This window comes from Pseudoprevotella muciniphila (assembly GCF_003265305.2).
Lineage (GTDB): Bacteria > Bacteroidota > Bacteroidia > Bacteroidales > Bacteroidaceae > Alloprevotella > Alloprevotella muciniphila.
In genome coordinates, this window is record NZ_CP033459.1 from 2,799,352 (window position 1) to 2,818,796 (window position 19,445).

At 42.0% G+C, this 19,445-nt stretch carries 15 protein-coding genes; 12 read left to right on the plus strand and 3 right to left on the minus strand.

All coding sequences use genetic code 11. From position 1 onward, the window contains the following. The first annotated feature begins 96 nt into the window (after positions 1-96). Positions 97-255 (plus strand): hypothetical protein, encoded by a 159-nt coding sequence (locus C7Y71_RS11925; protein ID WP_193215920.1) that lies wholly within the window; start codon positions 97-99, stop codon positions 253-255. Here C7Y71_RS11925 and C7Y71_RS11315 read toward each other — a convergent pair. Together C7Y71_RS11315 and pta are read right to left on the minus strand one after the other, a co-directional pair. Continuing rightward, a complete protein-coding gene (locus C7Y71_RS11315; protein ID WP_111899066.1) occupies positions 252-1,442 on the minus strand; it encodes an acetate/propionate family kinase in 1,191 nt (396 codons plus the stop codon). The genes C7Y71_RS11925 and C7Y71_RS11315 overlap by 4 nt on opposite strands. A 42-nt stretch (positions 1,443-1,484) precedes the next feature. Beyond that, entirely contained in the window at positions 1,485-2,495 is a 1,011-nt protein-coding gene (gene pta / locus C7Y71_RS11320; RefSeq protein ID WP_111899067.1) for a phosphate acetyltransferase, read from the minus strand. Positions 2,496-2,825: 330 nt separating this feature from the next. On the opposite strand from pta, the gene C7Y71_RS11325 reads away from it, so the two are divergent. From C7Y71_RS11325 to C7Y71_RS11375, 11 genes are all read left to right on the plus strand, one after another. Further along, positions 2,826-4,385, plus strand: coding sequence for a PD-(D/E)XK nuclease family protein (locus C7Y71_RS11325; protein ID WP_146739474.1), 1,560 nt, complete (start codon positions 2,826-2,828; stop codon positions 4,383-4,385). A 209-nt stretch (positions 4,386-4,594) separates the two neighbouring features. Beyond that, the gene (gene pyrH, locus C7Y71_RS11330; protein WP_111899069.1) at positions 4,595-5,305 is read left to right on the plus strand and encodes a UMP kinase; all 711 of its coding nucleotides are present in this window, start codon (positions 4,595-4,597) and stop codon (positions 5,303-5,305) included. A gap of 63 nt (positions 5,306-5,368) precedes the next feature. Beyond that, positions 5,369-6,337 carry a type I phosphomannose isomerase catalytic subunit gene (locus C7Y71_RS11335; RefSeq protein WP_111899070.1) on the plus strand — a complete coding sequence of 323 codons (969 nt, stop codon included), beginning with the start codon at positions 5,369-5,371 and terminating at the stop codon, positions 6,335-6,337. Positions 6,338-6,503: 166 nt separating this feature from the next. Then, entirely contained in the window at positions 6,504-8,546 is a 2,043-nt protein-coding gene (locus C7Y71_RS11340) for a TonB-dependent receptor (protein WP_226943476.1), read from the plus strand. Beyond that, entirely contained in the window at positions 8,534-10,516 is a 1,983-nt protein-coding gene (locus C7Y71_RS12090) for a YncE family protein (RefSeq protein ID WP_226943477.1), read from the plus strand. The genes C7Y71_RS11340 and C7Y71_RS12090 overlap by 13 nt, the downstream gene beginning before the upstream one ends. Before the next feature lie 89 nt (positions 10,517-10,605). Next, entirely contained in the window at positions 10,606-10,932 is a 327-nt protein-coding gene (locus tag C7Y71_RS11350; RefSeq protein ID WP_111899072.1) for a hypothetical protein, read from the plus strand. Next, positions 10,922-11,956: a helix-turn-helix transcriptional regulator gene (locus C7Y71_RS11355; protein WP_111899073.1), complete on the plus strand. Its 1,035-nt coding sequence runs from the start codon at positions 10,922-10,924 to the stop codon at positions 11,954-11,956. Before C7Y71_RS11350 ends, C7Y71_RS11355 begins: the two co-directional genes overlap by 11 nt. Positions 11,957-12,451: 495 nt before the next feature. Next, positions 12,452-12,595 carry a hypothetical protein gene (locus C7Y71_RS11360; RefSeq protein WP_226943479.1) on the plus strand — a complete coding sequence of 48 codons (144 nt, stop codon included), beginning with the start codon at positions 12,452-12,454 and terminating at the stop codon, positions 12,593-12,595. Between the two features lie 268 nt (positions 12,596-12,863). Then, entirely contained in the window at positions 12,864-14,570 is a 1,707-nt protein-coding gene (locus tag C7Y71_RS11365; RefSeq protein ID WP_111899075.1) for a reverse transcriptase domain-containing protein, read from the plus strand. After that, positions 14,567-15,775: a hypothetical protein gene (locus C7Y71_RS11370; protein WP_111899076.1), complete on the plus strand. Its 1,209-nt coding sequence runs from the start codon at positions 14,567-14,569 to the stop codon at positions 15,773-15,775. The genes C7Y71_RS11365 and C7Y71_RS11370 overlap by 4 nt, the downstream gene beginning before the upstream one ends. 4 nt (positions 15,776-15,779) lie before the next feature. After that, complete coding sequence (locus tag C7Y71_RS11375; RefSeq protein WP_111899077.1) at positions 15,780-17,960, plus strand: response regulator; 2,181 nt, start codon at positions 15,780-15,782, stop codon at positions 17,958-17,960. Positions 17,961-17,967: 7 nt separating this feature from the next. Here the strand turns inward: C7Y71_RS11375 and C7Y71_RS11380 are convergent, their stop codons facing one another. Beyond that, a complete protein-coding gene (locus C7Y71_RS11380) occupies positions 17,968-19,254 on the minus strand; it encodes a Y-family DNA polymerase (RefSeq protein WP_111899078.1) in 1,287 nt (428 codons plus the stop codon). Positions 19,255-19,445: the final 191 nt, after the last annotated feature.

Sequence of the window (19,445 nt, forward strand, 5' to 3'; positions counted from 1 at the left end):
TAAGATGCAAAAATAATAAATAATTTCGTTCCCTTATGCAGACATGCCGCACTCAAGGTCTTTTTTTAGATTATTTTGCAATTTATGTGCCAAGCAATGAACCTGAACAAGTTTTTCAAGGAAAGAGACTTCTTCTCCGACTATTCCGACTATTCCGATTATTCCGAAAACCCGGAAACTTTCAAAAAAGCGGCTCCTGCCACCAGAAGGGAAAAGCAGAAGCCGTTAATGATTGTTTATACAAGTGATGCTTAGAGCAGCGCCAACGTGTCGCGAGCGATTAGTACTTCTTCGTCGGTAGGTACAACGCATACCGTAACAGGGCTGTCGGGTGTAGAAATAACAGCCTCGTCGCCGTTTATCTCGCGGTTCTTTTCATGGTCAAGTTTCACACCGAGGAATTCCAAACCTTCAAGACTCATCTCGCGAACGTCCCACTGGTGTTCGCCCACGCCTGCCGTGAAGAGGATGATGTCCACACCGCCCATTGCAGCAGCGTACGAACCGATGTATTTCTTGATACGGTAGCAGTACATCTCAAGACCGATCTTCGCACGCTCGTTGCCGTCGGCTATCGCTTCGGCTATCTCACGCATGTCGCTCGACACACCGGTAAAGCCCTTCATGCCGCTCTTCTTGTTGAGCAAGTCGTTGGCTTCATGTGTGTTGAGACCTTCCTTTTCCATAATGGTGAGGATGGCACTACTGTCGATGTCGCCTGTGCGCGTACCCATCATCAGGCCTTCGAGCGGAGTAAGTCCCATAGATGTGTCAACGCATTTGCCGTTCATGACAGCACTGATGGAGGCACCGTTGCCAATGTGGCAGGTGATGATTTTTTTCTTCGTAACGTCAACACCAAGCATCTCGCCCACGCGCTGTGTAACGTAACGGTGGCTCGTGCCGTGAGCACCATAACGGCGGATGTGGTAATCTTTATAATACTTATAAGGTAAGGCATAGAAATATGCCTTTGGCGGCATCGTCTGATGGAATGCGGTGTCGAATACAAAAACCTGTTTCAGATTGGGAAGTTGGGCTTTAACGGCTTCATAACCCTTAAGGTGTGCAGGACTATGAAGAGGCGCAAGACCCATGTACGGCTTCCAACCCTCAAGCAGGGCATCGTCGACAATCTGACTTTCGGTGTATGTACCACCCGCCACGATGCGATGGCCAGCTGCACTGATTTCGTCCAAACTCTTTATAGCGCCATATTCCGGCGAGAGGAGGGTGTCGAACATGAGTTTGATGCCTTCAGTGTGCGAAGGCACCTTAGCGTCCACCTTCTTTGTCTCGCCGTTGGGCAATTTAAACTTGATGAAGGCACCGTCCATGCCTACTTTCTCAATGCCGCCTTGAGCAAGCACTTCTTCGTTCTTCATTTCGTAGAGCTTGTACTTGATGGACGAGCTCCCACAATTGATTACCAATATCTTCATTAGTGTCTAAATGTATCTGAATTTTCGATGAATAAATATAATTTATAGCCCCTTGGCTGCAATGGCTTGATCGGCAGTGATGGCAATCATCATATATACATCGTCCACAGAGCAGCCGCGGCTAAGATCGTTCACAGGACGTGCTATGCCTTGAAGAATCGGACCAATTGCTTTTGCACGACCTAAACGTTGAACCAGTTTGTAGCCAATGTTGCCAACTTCAAGATTGGGTACAACCAAAACATTTGCATGACCTGCCACACTGCTACCAGGTGCCTTGCTCTCACCGATTTTAGGAACGAGGGCTGCATCTGCTTGAAGTTCACCATCAATCTGAAGGTCTGGCTTCATTTCACGAGCCAGTCTCGTTGCTTCGACAACCTTGTCCACTACTTCATGACTTGCGCTACCATGGCTTGAGAAACTCAACATTGCCACGCGAGGCTCTATGTCGGCAATGGCTTTCGCAGTCTGCGCAGTGCAAACGGCAATCTGTGCCAACTGAGCAGCATCAGGAACGGGCATTACAGCCACGTCGCCCATGACGAGCAAACCTTCTTCGCCAAATTCCGGAGCCTGAGTCAGAAGAAGCATGGCACCACTCACACATGAGATGCCTGGAGCTGTCTTGATGATTTGAAGTGCTGGACGGAGCACATTTCCTGTGGTGTTTCGTGCTCCAGCTAACTGGCCGTCTGCCTCGCTATTCTTTATGATGAGGCATCCCAAATAGAGTGGGTCTTTCACCAATTTGCGGGCTTCTTCAATGGTCATACCCTTCTTCTTGCGAAGTTCAAACAGCAACTGAGCGTATTCCTCCATCTTGGGGTGATTCTCTGGGTCGATAATGGTGCCCTTGTTGATGTTGGTCAGACCATTTATCTCTGCCAGTGCTTTGATTTCATCAGGATTGCCGATAATAATTAGGTCGGCAACACCCTCTGCCAACACGCGGTCGGCAGCCTTGAGTGTGCGCTCCTCTGTGCCTTCGGGGAGCACGATGCGTTGTTTCTGCGACTTAGCGCGTGCAACGATGTCTTTGATTAAGTCCATAATCTGTATTTGTGTATTTTAATAATAGTCAAAACGAGTGTTAAACAAGTGATTTGCAACGAAGTATAAAAATGCTCTGTGTACTTCCACTTTTTCAGCCGCGAAGTTAACATAAAAAATCAATATGCGTTAATCTGTGTGCAATTTTTCAACGGACGAAATAACGCTGCACTCTTACAAATTTAATATCTTTGTACACTCAAGGCCAACGTGAGTTCGATTCTTGTCAATTTACATAATGATATATTTTTCTCCCCCCAAAAAACACAAAGAATTGAATTTTTTGACAAAAATTACTATATTATACAAGAATATAAAAAAACGAGCATCATGACAATAGAGAAACAATTATTGGAGTTGTATAAAACAACAACCTATCAGAAGTTGAATGCCTATTATGGCCAGAACACAGTTTTTAACATCTTGGGTGTTGAGCGTAGTGAGAATAGACATAGTGCCTTTCTCGCATGGCTGTTTAATCCTGCATCGACTCACGGACTCAAGGAAATACCCCTGCGAAAATTTCTGGCGCTTGTTGCAACACAAGCCGTTGATAATGAAAAATGTTATTACCATCAAGTGCGTGAACATCTTATAACCGGAAATTTTACGTTACAGGTGGAGAGTGTCGAAACAGAACAGTCAATCATCGGATTAGCCGACGGAAAGACTGATGATTTCAGCGGTGTTGTTGAGAAAAACGCAAAAGGACAATTCAAAAAAGATAGCAAAAACCGTTTCGATATCTGGATGCTCTTGCATATTACATTTGTAGATGAGCGTGAAGAGGAACGACACTGGTACTTGCCTGTAGTCGTTGAAAACAAGATATATAGTGCCGAAGGTAATGCAAACGATAAGGAAAAAGCACAGACAGTACGCTATCATAGGGCTGTCAATATCTTGAAGAATATCGTTTGTCCAAAAACTAATTATATTCAGCCCCTCCTTGTTTTCCTTACTCCCTCCGATTCCAGGAAACCAAAGCACAATGCATTTATTCATCTCACTTATCAGGATATGCTTGACCATGTTATTCAGCCTTGTACATTTCTTTCTGCCACCCAAGGGACGTCTGTAGATGTCAGGGTGTTGTTGGAAGGCTATGTGCGAAATCTCAGTCGTCCTTCAAACAAGGATGGAGAAACAGTCAAGGATTATTCGATTCTCGCTATTGCTGATTCGGAAAACGACGATCTAAAAGAAATTTTCAGATCTGATGCATTTCAGACAGCACTTTGTGCCATTTATCCAAAAGAAGCAAAATCCTTGCTTGAGACAGATTTCCATGAAGTGGAAGAACAACAGACAATGCTTGAACAATTCTGGAATGTCAATGAAGATTTGTTCAAAATAGTACTTTACAACCAGTTCAAGGATGATGAGGAGAAAATGAAATCGGTACAGCGGATTGTCAAGATAAGCAACCGCGACAATACTCGTTATCTTGTAGGGATTGAGCATGGCAAATGGTTGAATGTCAACGGAAAACCTGCTTCAAAGAGCGAGGCGTCATTCCTTATCTTCAAGGCTTTCTGCGAAAAGTGGCATCAAGAGCATCCTAACGAAAAACTTACCATCGACATCTTGAGAAATGAATTCAGTATTGACCTGAATTCATACTATCATAACCGTTGGCTTTCTTTCTTGTTTTATGATTTTAATGATGAGGTGACGGTAGATGTTAAGGGTAACAAGCATTATGGAACTGAAATATGTAAAGAGAATAACGATTGGGATTTTTATTGGGACGATGCTCACAAACTACCTTACATGAAAGGTGATGTCAGAAATGTAAAAATGTGGCGAAAGAACGATTTTGATAATCTCAAAGAGAAAGCCAAGGACATAGGATTTATTGTAATATCAACAGCAGATTTAAATGAATGATAGGTAACTGATTCTAATTGGTTTTAATATAATTTAAGGGGTGTTTTAAGAACACCCTTTTTTGTTCTCATATATTCTCAAGAAAATTAGAAAGTGAAAAAGGAATAAGAAAAAAACATGGAACGGGTCTTGTTTTATTCCGCCTGTTTAATAGTTCACAAATTTTATGTATATTTGCATCAATAATAAAACAATAAAATCTGCAAGTCATGACTAAATTCAAGAGAATACTGTTGAAACTCAGTGGCGAAAGCCTGCAAGGAGAACAAGGCTACGGCATTGATGCGAAAAGACTCAGCGAGTATGCGCAGCAAATCAAGGAAATAAAAGAAATGGGCGTGCAAATAGGCATAGTCATTGGAGGTGGAAATATCTTCCGGGGGCTGAGCGGTGCCGGTAAGGGATTCGACCGTGTGAAAGGCGACCAGATGGGCATGTGCGCCACCGTTATCAATTCGCTCGCACTGAGTAGTGCTCTCGGAGCCATTGGCGTCAAGACTCGTGTGCTGACCGCCATACGCATGGAGCCTATCGGAGAATTCTATAACAAGTGGAAGGCTATAGATGCAATGGAAAATGGCGAAATTGCCATTATGAGTTGCGGAACAAGCCAGCCTTATTTCACTACCGACACAGGTTCTTCATTGAGAGGTATAGAAATCGAGGCTGACGTGATGCTGAAAGGTACACGCGTAGATGGTGTCTATACAGCCGACCCGGAAAAAGACCCCACAGCCACAAAGTTCGATGAAATCACATACGATGAGGTCATTTCGCGCGGACTGAAAGTAATGGACATTACAGCCACAGCCATGTGTAAAGATAACAATCTGCCCATCTATGTGTTCAATATGGACGTGCCCGGCAACCTGAAGAAAGTTGTCAGCGGAGAGCCCATAGGCACGTTTGTACATCCTTAATTATTCACATGTGTATTTGGTCAAGACAATCTTCCTTGGAAGCAACTATAGAATAATGAAGTGATGAAACCGATAAAATTTCAGCCGCTCCTCTTTCCCAAAATATGGGGAGGAGAAAAAATAGCAGCGCTAAAACAATATAAAAATGCCTCGGCAAAGGTGGGCGAGAGTTTCGAAGTATCGGCACTGAAGGGAGAATGCACACCCGAAATTGAGGGCGACGACCACGGCGCATCATTGTCCGAACTCATCGAAAAGTATGGCGCAAAACTGGTGGGGGAGAATGTCTTTCAAAAATATGGCACAGAATTTCCAATCCTCATCAAGTTTATTGACGCGAGAGAGCCGCTGAGCATACAGGTGCATCCCGACGACGAAATGGCACAAAGAGAAGGGATGCCCTGCGGCAAATCCGAAATGTGGTATGTGGTGCAGGCAGACGAGGGAGCATCTCTGTATGCCGGATTCAGCAAGGATGTTAATCCAGATGATTATGAAAAACTGCTGAATGATGGAACACTGACCGACAGCGTGAATAAATATGAGACAAGAGCAGGCGATGCCTTCTACATACCGGCAGGCACCATTCACAGCATCGGAGCAGGAAATCTTATCATAGAGGTGCAGCAAACCAGTGGAGCCACATATCGGGTATACGACTTCGACAGAAAGGATAATCGCGGAAAGAAACGCGAACTGCATGTGGAGAAAGCACGTCAGGCGCTCAATTTCAATGCACGAAACGACTTCCGTATAGACGTGCCAAAAGAAAAGAACCAACCTGTTGTTGTAAAGAAATGCGAGTATTTCAATACGCATGTCATGCATCTCGACAAAGTGCTGACACGCGACTACTCAACCATCGACAGTTTTGTCATACTCATCGCATTCGAAGGCGCTGCAACACTTCTCGACAGCGAAGGAAATACCATTACAATGCAACAAGGCGAAAGTGTGCTCTACCCGGCATGTAACGAGTCAATACGTTTCACGCCATCAGGCAATTTTTCTTGCTTTGAGACATACATCTGACGATGAATAAAGATTTTGGAAAAAAAAACATCATATTTAACCCCTAAAAATAAATGACTATGGACAAGCAACACCGTTACAACCGTCATGAGGACTATGATGACGAAGAAAACTACAACAATCAGCAGAACGAAAACGACTACGATCGTCCGTAAGGCATAATCGAATGAAGTTACGACTACGCGGGACTGTCTGTAGCCGAAAGCGCACAACAGGGGCAGGCACAACGAGGCTTGCCCCGGTTGTACTTTTATTCATGGTGCTATTCTTGTTTTCACCACAAGTGGCTTTTACGCAGACTCTTGGACAAGAAAATGATACCATTGCAGTTGTAACAGCATATAGAGAAACTTCGCCAGATTTGCTGCCGGTGCAAGAACTGTCAGGGCGCCAGTTGGAGCGCTTACGTTCTCACAGTGTGGCAGATGCGGTGAGGTTTTTCAGTGGAGTTCAAGTAAAGGATTATGGCGGAGTAGGGGGACTGAAAACGGTGAATATTCGTGGTATGGGAACACAGCATGTAGGAGTCTTCTTCGATGGTATAGAACTCGGCAATGCGCAAAACGGACAAGTTGATCTTGGACGCTTTTCTCTTGAAGAAATGCAAAGCGTAACGGTTTATAACGGACAGCGAAGCCAATTACTCCAGCCTGCGCGCGACTTCGGCTCGGCTTCTACAGTGTACCTGCGTAGCCGAACACCCGATTTCTCAAACGGAAAAGACTTTCAAGGACATGTTTCTATGAAGGCGGGTTCATTCGGCACGTTCCGACCTTCATTTACCATCGACAAAAAACTTTCCAATGCTGTAGGGACATCATTAAGTGCGGGCTATGTGCATACAGACGGCTCATATAGTTTCCGCTACAAAACACAGGGCGGATACGACACAACAGCAACACGCCGCAACAGTCGTGTTGATGCATTGAGGGCGGAAACAGGTTTCTTTGGAAAAACATCACAGGGAGAATGGCGGGCAAAGGCCTACTTCTATTCTTCTGAAAGAGGGTTGCCGGGAGCAGTTGTCAGAAATCGTTTCGCACACGAGGACAAACAGTGGGACACGAACCTGTTTGTACAGTCGCAATGGAAACAGCGTGTCGCTAAAAATTATAGTTTTCTGTTGAGCGGAAAATTAGCATACGACTATTTACAATATACCACGAATCCAAAAAGGGATGCGTCTGAAATGTTTATTGACAACAGTTTCTATCAGACAGAGGCTTACCTTTCGGCAGCGAATATGTTATCTCTTGGTCGGTGGCAACTTGCTGCAGCATTAGACTACCAATACAACCATGTGTCAGGAAATCAATTAGGCTTTGCCTATCCTACAAGAAATACTCTTCTCGCTTCTGCAGCAGCAAACGCAGGTTTCGGCACACTGAAAATTCATGCTGCCCTGCTCGCCACTTTCGTGAACGACCGCGTGCGGAATGGAGGACAAAGCATGAAGGACAGACTGGAGTGGTCGCCAAGCATCGTAATGACATGGCAGCCAACAAAAGAACTGCCTGTAAATTTCAGGGCATTTTATAAGCGCATATTCCGCATGCCTACGCTGAACGACCTGTACTATACACTTATTGGACGGGCAGACCTGAATCCGGAACGGACAGATCAATTCAATATCGGCGCGACATACGAAGTGAGAAAGAAGCAAGGTTTTTTCCGAGGTTTGGAACTCTCCGCAGATGGCTACATCAACCATGTAAAGGATAAAATCGTAGCCGTGCCTACAGCCAACCAGTTTAGATGGACGATGATGAATATAGGCAGGGTGAGCATCAGGGGCATAGACTTCGTGGCACAGACATATTGGGCTGTGTCACAATTCACTATTGATGTCAGGGCTGCATATACTTATCAAAGGGCGGCAGACAGAACCGACAGGAATGATGTCTGTTTCAACGACCAGATACCATATATCCCCAAACACAGCGGCTCGCTGACAATCGGGCTTGGTTGGAGAAATGTGGAGGCACATTACAGTTTTATCTATACTGGCGAACGCTACAACCAACGTGCCAACATACTCGAAAACTACGAACCCGCGTGGTACACTTCCGACGTTGGTGTATCATTCCGTGTTAGGCCGTTTATAATTACCGCTGAAGTAAACAATATATTCAACCAGAAGTATGAGGTCGTCAGAGGTTATCCCATGCCAGGCACAAACTTCCTTATAGGCCTGAAATGGAAATTCTGAAAAGGCTCACGTATTTTGCACAACTCATGATGAATGCTTCTCTAAAAACATATTTGGTTTTAGTCGTTGCCATCTTGCTCACGGCATGCCGGACAGACTACCCTGATCTGGTGCGCTCGTCTTCGTCGGAAGTGGCAGCCGTAGGCAGCAGTTTCTTCTTGCTTAACGAAGGAAATATGGGTAGCAACAAGGCAACAATCGATTTCTACGACGCAAGGGTGGGGAAGTACAACCGCAACATCTTTTCAGAAATAAATCCTGACGTAACGTTCGAACTCGGAGATGTAGGCAACGACCTCGCCGTGTATGGGTCGCGCCTTTATGCAGTAATCAACTGTTCCAACCTCATAGAAGTGATGGATGCCCGTTCTGCGCGACATGTAGCCAAAATCGACGTGCCAAATCCGCGGAACATCGTGTTCCATGGGTCATACGCCTACGTCAGTTCATACGCCGGACCGATAGTAGCGGACCCAAATGCGCGACAAGGCTATGTGGCGCGTATCGACACTGCAACGCTGCAGGTGGTGGATACGTGTGTGGTGGGTTTTCAGCCCGAGGGGATGGCAATAGTGGACAATCGGCTCTTCGTTGCAAATTCAGGCGGATACAGAGCGCCTGATTATGACCGCACACTCTCAGTGATAGACCTTACTACCTTCAGGGAAATGACTCGGATAGACGTGGCGCCCAACCTGAACCAAATAGCCCTACACAACAAGAAACTATATGTGGGAAGTCGTGGCAACTATGCCGACGCACCTGCCGACATCTATGTGGTCAATGCACAAACGATGAGCGTTGAGGGAAATCTCGGTATTCCAGCCAACAGTTTTTGTATAAGTGGAAATGACTTGTTAGCAGTAAGAGGCTCATGGGAAGGAAAGGCTTTTGTTCGTTATGATATAGAAAACCATCTTCTCTCAGAATTGATAACAGATGGCACAGACGAGCAAATCAGAATGCCATACACCGTAATGGCTGACCCCAATAGTGAAATCTTCTATGTTACGGATGCACGCGACTACATATCGCCCGGCACCGTCTATGCCTTCTCTAAAACGGGTACAAAAATATGGAATGCCACAACAGGCGACATTCCGGCACATTTCGCCTTTACAGATGCCAATATCGGTGCGGTGGATACTGCATCAACCAACGACGAATCAATCCATATAACAAAGGTGTTCGACTATCGACCAGCACCCGGACAATTTGTCAACGTCTATCCTTCCTATACCGAAGGCGACACGCAGGAAAGCATGAACAAGAAAGTTCTTGAGGCTGTCGGTTATAACCGTCGCGGACTCGTTTCCCTCGGCGGCTTCGGAGGATATGTAGTAGTAGGCTTCAATCGCAGCATCATAAACAAAGAAGGCGCAGACTTCCGCGTACTCGGTAATGCCTTTGCAGGAAACAGCGAACCGGGCATCATCAGCGTCATGGCAGACGACAACGGAAACGGACAGCCCGACGACACATGGTACGAAATCGCAGGCAGCGAAGCCGATCGTGCAGTTTATAATTATTCAATCACATACCACCGCACACCAAACGACCACCAGCCCGTCACAAACGGCGAAACATGGTGCTACGACAGCGAACACATCCGTTGGACTGACAACGCAGGACAGGCGGGCTACCTTATTCAGAACATATACCACCGCCAAAACTACTTCCCGCAATGGCTCGACACCGACACCCTTACATTCACCGCAACAAAACTACCCAATAACTTCACCCTCATAAACGGAACATACACAGCCACCACCTTCCCCTACGGCTATGCCGACAACGTACCCAATGCCGACCCAGCCGCCTGCATAGACATAGACTGGGCAACCGACCAAACAGGAAACCCCATCCACCTCCCCAAAATAGACTTCATCCGAATACACACCGCCACAAACCAACAAAACGGACAGATAGGCGAAACATCAACAGAATTCACCGGCATAACACTGCCGTAGTACAAACCAGTAAGAAATCTTCACAAACGAACATACAGTTCGAAAAGACAAACTACTTTTGCAGCGTAAACATTAAAAATTTATTCGCTATGTCACAAACAGGAGATGTTGTTATGTCTTATGAAGAAGGCAAGACTGCAATGAAAAAAGGCGACTTTTTAACAGCTGCCAGATTGTTTAGAATTTGTAATTACTCTTATGAGTATGGCGAACTGCCTTTCTATATGTCAATCGTTCAAGAATACGGATGCAAAGCCGTAAGTCGTTATGAAGAATGCCTCGAAAAACTGCCGAAAGAACAACGAGAGCAACTTAAGGCGGAAGAGAAGGTGTATTACGATGAAGGTTGGCGAACTGGTGTTCGTTACGATATAGAACAACTGACAGGACAAAAATTCCCGGACAATGCCAAGTAACAAAAACGCACTGACAAGATACAAATACCTCGACGAATTGTTGTCAGACCGGCATCATTACTATGATATCAAAGATCTGACCCGCTACTGCAATGAAAGATTGGCAGAAGCAGATTTCCCTACGGTTACGCAGCGCTGTATAGAAAAAGACATACGCTATCTCGAGTTCGACCCTTTCTTTGCAGAAATAGAGCGTTTCCGGATAGACGGGAAAAAGTGTCTGCGCTACAAAAATCCGTCCTATTCTATATTCAGAAAAGAACTCACTACAGAAGAACGGCATCTCCTCTCGGAAGTCATCTCCACCATCGGACAATTCGACGGACTGGCTAACTTCGACTGGCTGGAAAGACTCAGAGAAGATCTCAAACTTGAAGAGCGACCTAAAATCATCAGTTTCAGTAACAACCCCTATCTGAGAAACTCAAACCTCTTGGGCGTTATCTTCGATTACATATCTAATAAGGTGGTGCTGAAAATCACATACCGTAAGTTCTCGACTGAAGAAGAAAAGCAAATTATCTTCCACCCATATCTCTTGAAGCAGTACAACAACCGCTGGTATGTCTTCGGAGCAGCAGATGACGACAAACAAATACTGTGTTTCGCATTAGACCGTCTCGTAAACATCGAAGCCTGTCCGCAAATCCCATACGAAGAATGCCCAATCGACATCTTCGAGCGGTTTGAGGATATAGTAGGAGTAACATACTACGAAAACAAAGCCATAGAGAAAATTCTCTTCTGGGTAAGCGAAGTATCCAATGGGTACATCGAAACAAAACCTCTCCACGAATCACAGACTGTCCTGAAAAATGAGACTGAAGAGCAACTAAGGGCAAAATACCCCACATTGAAAGCAGGAAAATTCTACACCATCTCCTGCATACCCAACTACGAACTCGTTAGACTACTCACAACCTTCGGAAAAGAACTAATCGTCCTCTCTCCAAAAACCATACAAGACGAAATCTGCAACCGCGTCGCAGAAATGCTGAACGATTATAACGCTTTGCGAACATAGAGTTCGTTTATGCGCTTTATCTTTGCAACCGAAAACAAAGTATAACAAATCAAATAAATTATGTTCACAGCAGCAATAATCATCTACGTTGTTTTGGCACTACTTTTTGGACCATTATGGCCGCTGTCAATGTTCGGTAAGGGCGGGTGCCTGGGAAAAATCATTGTTATTGCATGGGTGGCTCTGCTCATCGCCGGTCTATCAAAATAAAGTATGAAAGCAAAATGAAAGACTTCTTTGGCGCAATTATAGGAATCCTAATCTGGCTATATGCAATAGCAAGTCAGATAATGGCTTTGGTGTTCTTTATTGAATACTGCAAAAGCGATTCATTCGCGGAAATCCTTTTTATAGACACTTGGCTGTCTGAAATCAAAGGACTGTTGTGGATATTCTTTATTTGGTAAAAAAATAGACAAACAACATCGCAACACGAACATAGAGTTCGAACGTCATCCCTATCTTTGCAACACAAAAACCAAAAACTAATATTTTATGAGCAACTACAACGATTTTTACGAAGAGCAAACTTATGAAGAATACAACTGCTCTTATGCGCAAGACGTAGAAGGATGGAGCGACCAGATGATAGATGACGCTCTTGATGGCGCCCCGGATGCATACTGGAACATCGATTAATTAAAATTAATAGCGAAACGATACGATTATCATAATAAGTTGTATCTTTGCAAAACACAATAGCGGTCTTTTTTTTGTTGCACAAACAAATTTTGACTCTGGTTCGACGTGTGTCGAATGTCATTCTTCTAAAAAAAGAATTGATAAACCAACGTTATATTTTATTACAGTCATACTGACTGATTTATATAAATAACTGTAAAATCTGTTATAGATATATAAAACAAAGAAAATGTTAGTGCACAATTAAAAGACCGCACTTTTATTTATGGAAAAAGCAGAAATAAGAGATAAAGCTATGGTGATGAAGACGACAAAGAATCTGGCACGTCTTCTCAATACAATCAAACAGGAAGAGTTTGGTTCAAAACGCTATAAAATTACTCCAAGGCAGCTTTATCATTTTGCTTACACAAATATTGCACCCAACCGCTACAAAACATTTCATATTCACAAAAAAAGCGGAGGACTTAGAGAAATCAATGCCCCATGTTACCAATTGGGGATTATACTTTATTTCCTAAATAAGGTATTCAAATCCTTATATACTCCATCGTCATCTGTCACAGGCTTTACAGAAGGCCGTTCTGTCTATGATAATGCAAAAATGCATGTAGGTCATCACTATGTGTTTAACATAGACTTGAAGGACTTTTTCCCTTCCATTTCTCAAGGGCGAGTATGGACAAGACTACAGCTTCCACCGTTCAACTTTACTCAGGAAATTGCAAATGTGGTTGCCGGTTTGTGTTGCCACAAGAATGCAGGTAGTACTCTAAATGTGTTGCCACAAGGTGCTGCAACATCTCCAATACTGACTAATGCTGTTTGCGATAAATTAGACCGTAGAATGCGTGGTGTGGCAAAAAGATTCGGTCTCCATTATTCGCGCTATGCTGATGATATGACATTCTCCAGTATGCACAATGTTTATCAAGAAGGAAGTGAGTTTCGTTGTGAAGTTAAGCGCATTATTGAGGAACAAGGTTTTCAAATGAATGACGCAAAGACACGTTTGCTACGCGATGGCGTTAGGCAAGAAGTAACAGGACTAACTGTAAATAGTGTTGTAAATGTCTCAAGAAAGTACATAAGCGATCTAAGGTGGATTATCAGAGTATGGGAGAAGGAAGGATACGCAAAAGCATATAGCAAGTTTTATCCAAAATACAAAAAAGAAAAGGGTTACATCAAAAAAGGCGAACCCATTATGGAGAATGTTATTGGTGGCAAGCTCAACTATTTAAAGATGATACGTGGTGAAAATAATCCAGCGTACAAGAAACTCCAGGAACGCTATAACCGCCTTCAGCAAGTAGTGTATGTTGATAATGAAACAGACAAGGGAACGTCGTATGTCTATGTGCAGTCATACACTATGAAGGAATTTCAGAAATATTTCGCAACGACTGTTACCTTGGAAGTCTCTGCAAAAGGAAAACTTGTTGGGAAGTGCTTGCTGGCTGGAATGGAAAAAATCATACCAATAAGCCTATCCACACAGAAAAAGCTATGTCCAGATCTTGAGTCAAAAAAATCAGGAGAGCAAGTTATTTCGAAAATGTTGACTAAATGCCACGTAACTCTTTGTAGAGCGAAAGGAAAGAACTTCTGGCTTATTACTAAATATGAGCCAAAACGTTCCAAGTGTTTTAGCATACAAAACACCAAGATAGATATTGACACTTTGTTAAATATTTGGGAACAATATGGCACAGAAGGTGCTGTTGATGTTTTCCAGCAATCTATTTATAATGGTCAGCGAATTTCAAAAGAAGGAATAGATGGACTTATATTGAATTTCATTCTTGAATCTAAATACCCAAAGTTGGATACTAATAAAACTCAAAAACCTCAAAAGAGTGAATCTGAAACTTTGAGTGAGGAGGAAATGGCTCAATTATCAGAATTTGCTGACCTTATTGATTCCAGTGATATTGACGAATTGCCATTTACAATACAATTAAACCCATGAAACAGCAAGAATTAAAAGAGTTTATATCCTTCTTTATTCATAATAAAACTCTAAATCAGTCTCAAAAGAGAAAAGTTGTATCTCTCCTAACTCGAGACTTATCGCCATCAATAACAGAGAACGATATTAATATAATAGATATAAATACAGAAAACAAGAATTTAAAAAAAGTAGCAAAGGTAGATAGACACAGATCTGGAGTAGATGTATCTTATATTTCGCCAAAAAATTTACAGAAGTTTTTGTGGGAGTATAATCAAGATGATGTGTTAAAATATACTTGTCATACGATTGATTCAGATAACGTAATTAAAGATATATGTGAAAAGTGCAATGTACATAATTATAGTTTTGAAAAACATCTTTTTCTCATTCATAAGAGATTTGATGATTTATTATCACATTTCAAGAAAAGAGGTATTTTTCTCGATAAAAAAATGATAACACTTATTAGCGTATATCTCCAAGGCGAGGACCTAAATGGGAATAATAATGTAACATGGTCATCAAATAAAATTAAAGATAACTGGAGTTCTGAGAATTTAGCTAAGTGGGCTTCAACCAATCCTCAAATTATACCGAATCCAGGTAAGAATATCGCTACAAAACAGCATAATGAAGGATATTCAGTGCCTAAAGCATTTATTAGTAAAATAACGGAAGACAGAATTAAAACTTTTTCCGAATTAATAATTTTTTTTAAAAGTCAATTCCATATTAGAAGAGATAATTCTTTACAGGCTATTCTTGAGGTTGTAAATAAAAACTTGTCTGATAATGTTTTTGAAATATCTTTTAGTCAGCAACATTTTAATAAAGGAGTGGAACTTTTTACAGATATTGATAAGTTGATTCAAGCATATAAAAGCATCTTGAATATTTGCAAAGAACATAAACCAGAATCAGAGGAATTCGTTAAATTAGAACTAAGTTTATACGATGATATAGATTCGAATTGTACAAAATTCTGTATTCATCATCTTAATACGGTTTATAGAAGGACAATGAATTCTGCAATACGTCTAGGTGAACGGCATTCTGATTTGATAAAGAATCAAATAAATGGATTGTGTGATTTAATTATTGAGGCAGAGTTTGAAGATCAAAATTATGGCACATTAAACTTATGGGACTCTTCATCTGAACTACGTTGTTTACCTTTAGACAAAAATATTACAGGTGTTAAATACATATTAAAGTTTTAATGGTATGATTTACTTAATTGACGATAAAGAATCAAGGCAGAGAGACTATGGATGGGATGAAAAAATGTTTCAAGAATATTCTGAGTTTTTAATTCATATACGGGATGTTCACGAATTAAAGGAAAGGTATAAAAATATATTTAATAATGATAATGTCCTACTCATACACGAATCTTTCCCATTAGATAATTGGGAAAGGGATTTTCATACCCTGCTTAATGAAAACAAACTGCCTATAGCTTTTTTTAGTGGAAGTAAAAACGCAAGATTTGTTGAAGATAATATTTGTATGTTGCCGCCCAATGTGTTATATGCGAATCTTGCTACCTTTGTGAAGACGAACTGCAAGACTTTTCAATCCTTTAGAACTCTTGCATTTGGAGAAAATGACATTATAGAAGAAGAAATTCGCCAACGGGTAAAAAGTTGCAAAATACAAAATACAAAAGATGATTTTGGCAGTGACTTTTCTTCTAATAAGAAAATGTTTTTTGCAATAGCACAAGATAATATAGATGAAGTCCCATTCCTTAATGATAGCCAATTAACCAAGAATTGGGATTTCTTTAGTGAAGAAAAACTACAAAAGCAAATATCTGACATCGAGTTGGATAGCTTTGTAAGGCACTTTTTATCAAATGTATTTTATGATGTTATCTACATCCCTCTTTACTTTGGAAATGTATGGTCTGATTATCTAGGATTACGGTTGGCCTTACATATTAGGTTAACAAAAACAATAAATCAAAGAACACCAATTTTTATTTATGGCGTATCTAGTATTGATGAACTTATAAATAATGAGTGCTTCGATGTGTTAAAACTTTCTGGAGTTCGTCTAATTCAGTCAGATAATAAATCTTTAGTTGGTAGTCTTTCTGATTCCTTAACAACACTTTCAATAGGCCGTGAAATAAATAAGATTTACCTGCCGATTCCAACCAATATCGGTGATAATCATAGTGTCGTTAATAAATGGAGTATATATCGTTGGTCAAAGACCTTGGGAGATTGGGATAAAGATATAAAGAAAAACAATGAGGATATATACACATCATTATATTTCAAGTATTTGACTATATTATATCCTGAATCAGAAATATCTTATATGAAAGACGATTACTTGCGATTAAAAAAGACTGAGCAAATGGATATAAATGTAGTGCTCGTTGATGATGAAGCAGATAAGGGGTGGTATGAATTAATTTGTCATATTCTTTCTGATGTTAATGGGATTGTGCCTGATTATATTGGAGACGAATTAAATGGGCTATCTCAAGAACAAATTATTTCTCTTGTTATGGACAAGATTAAAAATGACAACGACATTAATATTGTTATTTTAGATCTTCGTTTGAATCCGATAGATTTTGACGAGTCTGTCAAAAATATGACAGGATATAAGCTTCTAAAAGAAATAAAAAATCATAATAGAGGCATACAGGTCTTAATGTTCTCTGCGACAAATAAAATTTGGAATTTACAAGAGCTACAGAAAGCAGAGGCTGATGGATTTATCATAAAGGAGGCACCAGAAAATTCTATCGACAGTTCTTTCACAAAAGATGTAATATCTCAATTTGTAGATAATCTATCGAGATGTTCTTGTAATATTTATAGGAAAGCGCTTTGGGAAAAGTTTCAGAATGAGAAGAAACAACTCGAAATGTTGAGGCGAAGAAAGAAGATTAATATGGAATATGAAAGGGCTGTAAGAACCTTGTTAACAATGACAGAGGATGCTCTATTCTCTCAGAATCTAAAATATCCATTTGCTACAGCCTTTATGAATCTTTTTCGCATAATTGAAGCCACTGCAAATGAATGGATAGAAACGGAGCCTGTAGTAGAAAAAGATGAAAAAGGTTACTTTGTACGCTCGTTTTTTAAAACGAGAAAGAGTGATTCTATATTGCTGAAATTCAATAGTAAGCAATTTGAAGAACCTTATCGAAACAATATATTGGAATTTGATAAAGAAAATCCTAAGCTTCCGTATTTTCAAAAAATTTGTAATACGCTCTATATTGTTGGATGTTATAATTCTGACGCGTTTGAAATTGTAGTGAAACGTAATAGTTTTACTCATCCTAATTTAATTGAAAATAGTGAGATAGAGCAGTTTACTCAAAAAGATGTTTTGTCTATAGCAAAACTCGTTGATCAGTTAATCATGAATCAGTAACCCCCTCCTACCCAAAAACCACCCCATCTGCCGCCCCAACAAGAATAACGTCCTCAAGCGATGTAGTAAATCGTGGTGAGAGGAAGTCGCGGCTGAGGTGGTGCAGCATTTCGCTTTGGGCTGCCACCTGTAGCATTTCGTGCCCCTCTTTTCCTTTGACGTAATCCACCGCTTCAAGCAGCCGCTCTTGTTTCTCACGATCCACATTGTCGAACAGATGCGCCTGAATCGCGCCGTGCTCTATGTCGCCAAGTATCACGCCTGCGCGTTTATACAAATAGCCCTCGCGATAGATGGCGTCGAAGGCTTTTGCGGCTGCGCTGACAAGTTCGCGGACATCGCTCGTCGCCACGTCAAGCACTACGCGCGCAGCATTGCTGTACTGCGCCTGATCCTCGCGAAAGCGGTTCGTTTGTATATATGATGTAATGCTCCGTGCCGCACTGCCGTCCTTACGCAGACGCTCGGCGCAGAGTGATGCAAAATCTGCAATGCGCTGGCGAAGAATATCTCGGTCGGAAAAACTCTCGTTGAATGTGCGGGAAGTGCTGATTTGCTTCTTTGCCGCAGGCGTCTGAAGCGAAATCTGGGGAATGCCCTGCAGTTCGCGCCACATCTGTACCCCGGGCAGATTGAGCACACTCCTCACGCGATTCTCGCGCCAAAGGGTAAGGTCGAATGCCGTTTTCACACCCATCGCAAGCAATTTCTTCGCATTCCGCCGCCCGACGCCCCATACATCGTCTATCGGTGTGAGCCGCAATGCCTTCTCGCGCTGTTCTGCACGCTCAATCATGCAAACACCCTGATAACCCGGATAGCGCTTCGCAAAATGGCTCGCAATCTTTGCCAGCGTCTTTGTCGGCGCTATGCCAATACTGATGGGAATGCCCGTGCATTTGCCCACTGTCTGCCGCAGTTTCGTGCAGTATGGCACAACGTCACTGATGCCCTCTACGTCCATAAAACATTCATCGATGCTGTATTTCTCGATGCGGGGAAAATGCCTGCGGATAATGGCTGTCACGCGGTCGGACATATCGCCATAAAGCGGAAAATTTGAAGACCGCACCTGCAGACCGGCAGTCTTGACAAGATGCTTCACCTGATAGAAAGGCACACCCATCTTGATGCCGAGCCGCTTAGCCTCGTTCGAACGTGCAATAACGCAACCGTCGTTGTTAGAAAGCACAACGACGGGAACATTGCGGAGTACGGGCTGAAACACGCGCTCGCAACTCACAAAGAAATTATTACAATCGGCGATGGCTATCATTCCAAGAGTGAAATACATTAAAACTATACACTCCTTTACTCAACTTTCTGAAGTTATTGAAGTTGTCGAAGTTATCACTTTGCTCGAAATTAACGACATTACCTTTATCTGATGCCTTTCTGTGTTTTATTTTTTATTGGTCTAAAGTATCGTCGTTAACTTCTTTAACTTCTTTAACTTCGCTAACTTCGTTAACTTCAAGCAAGTGC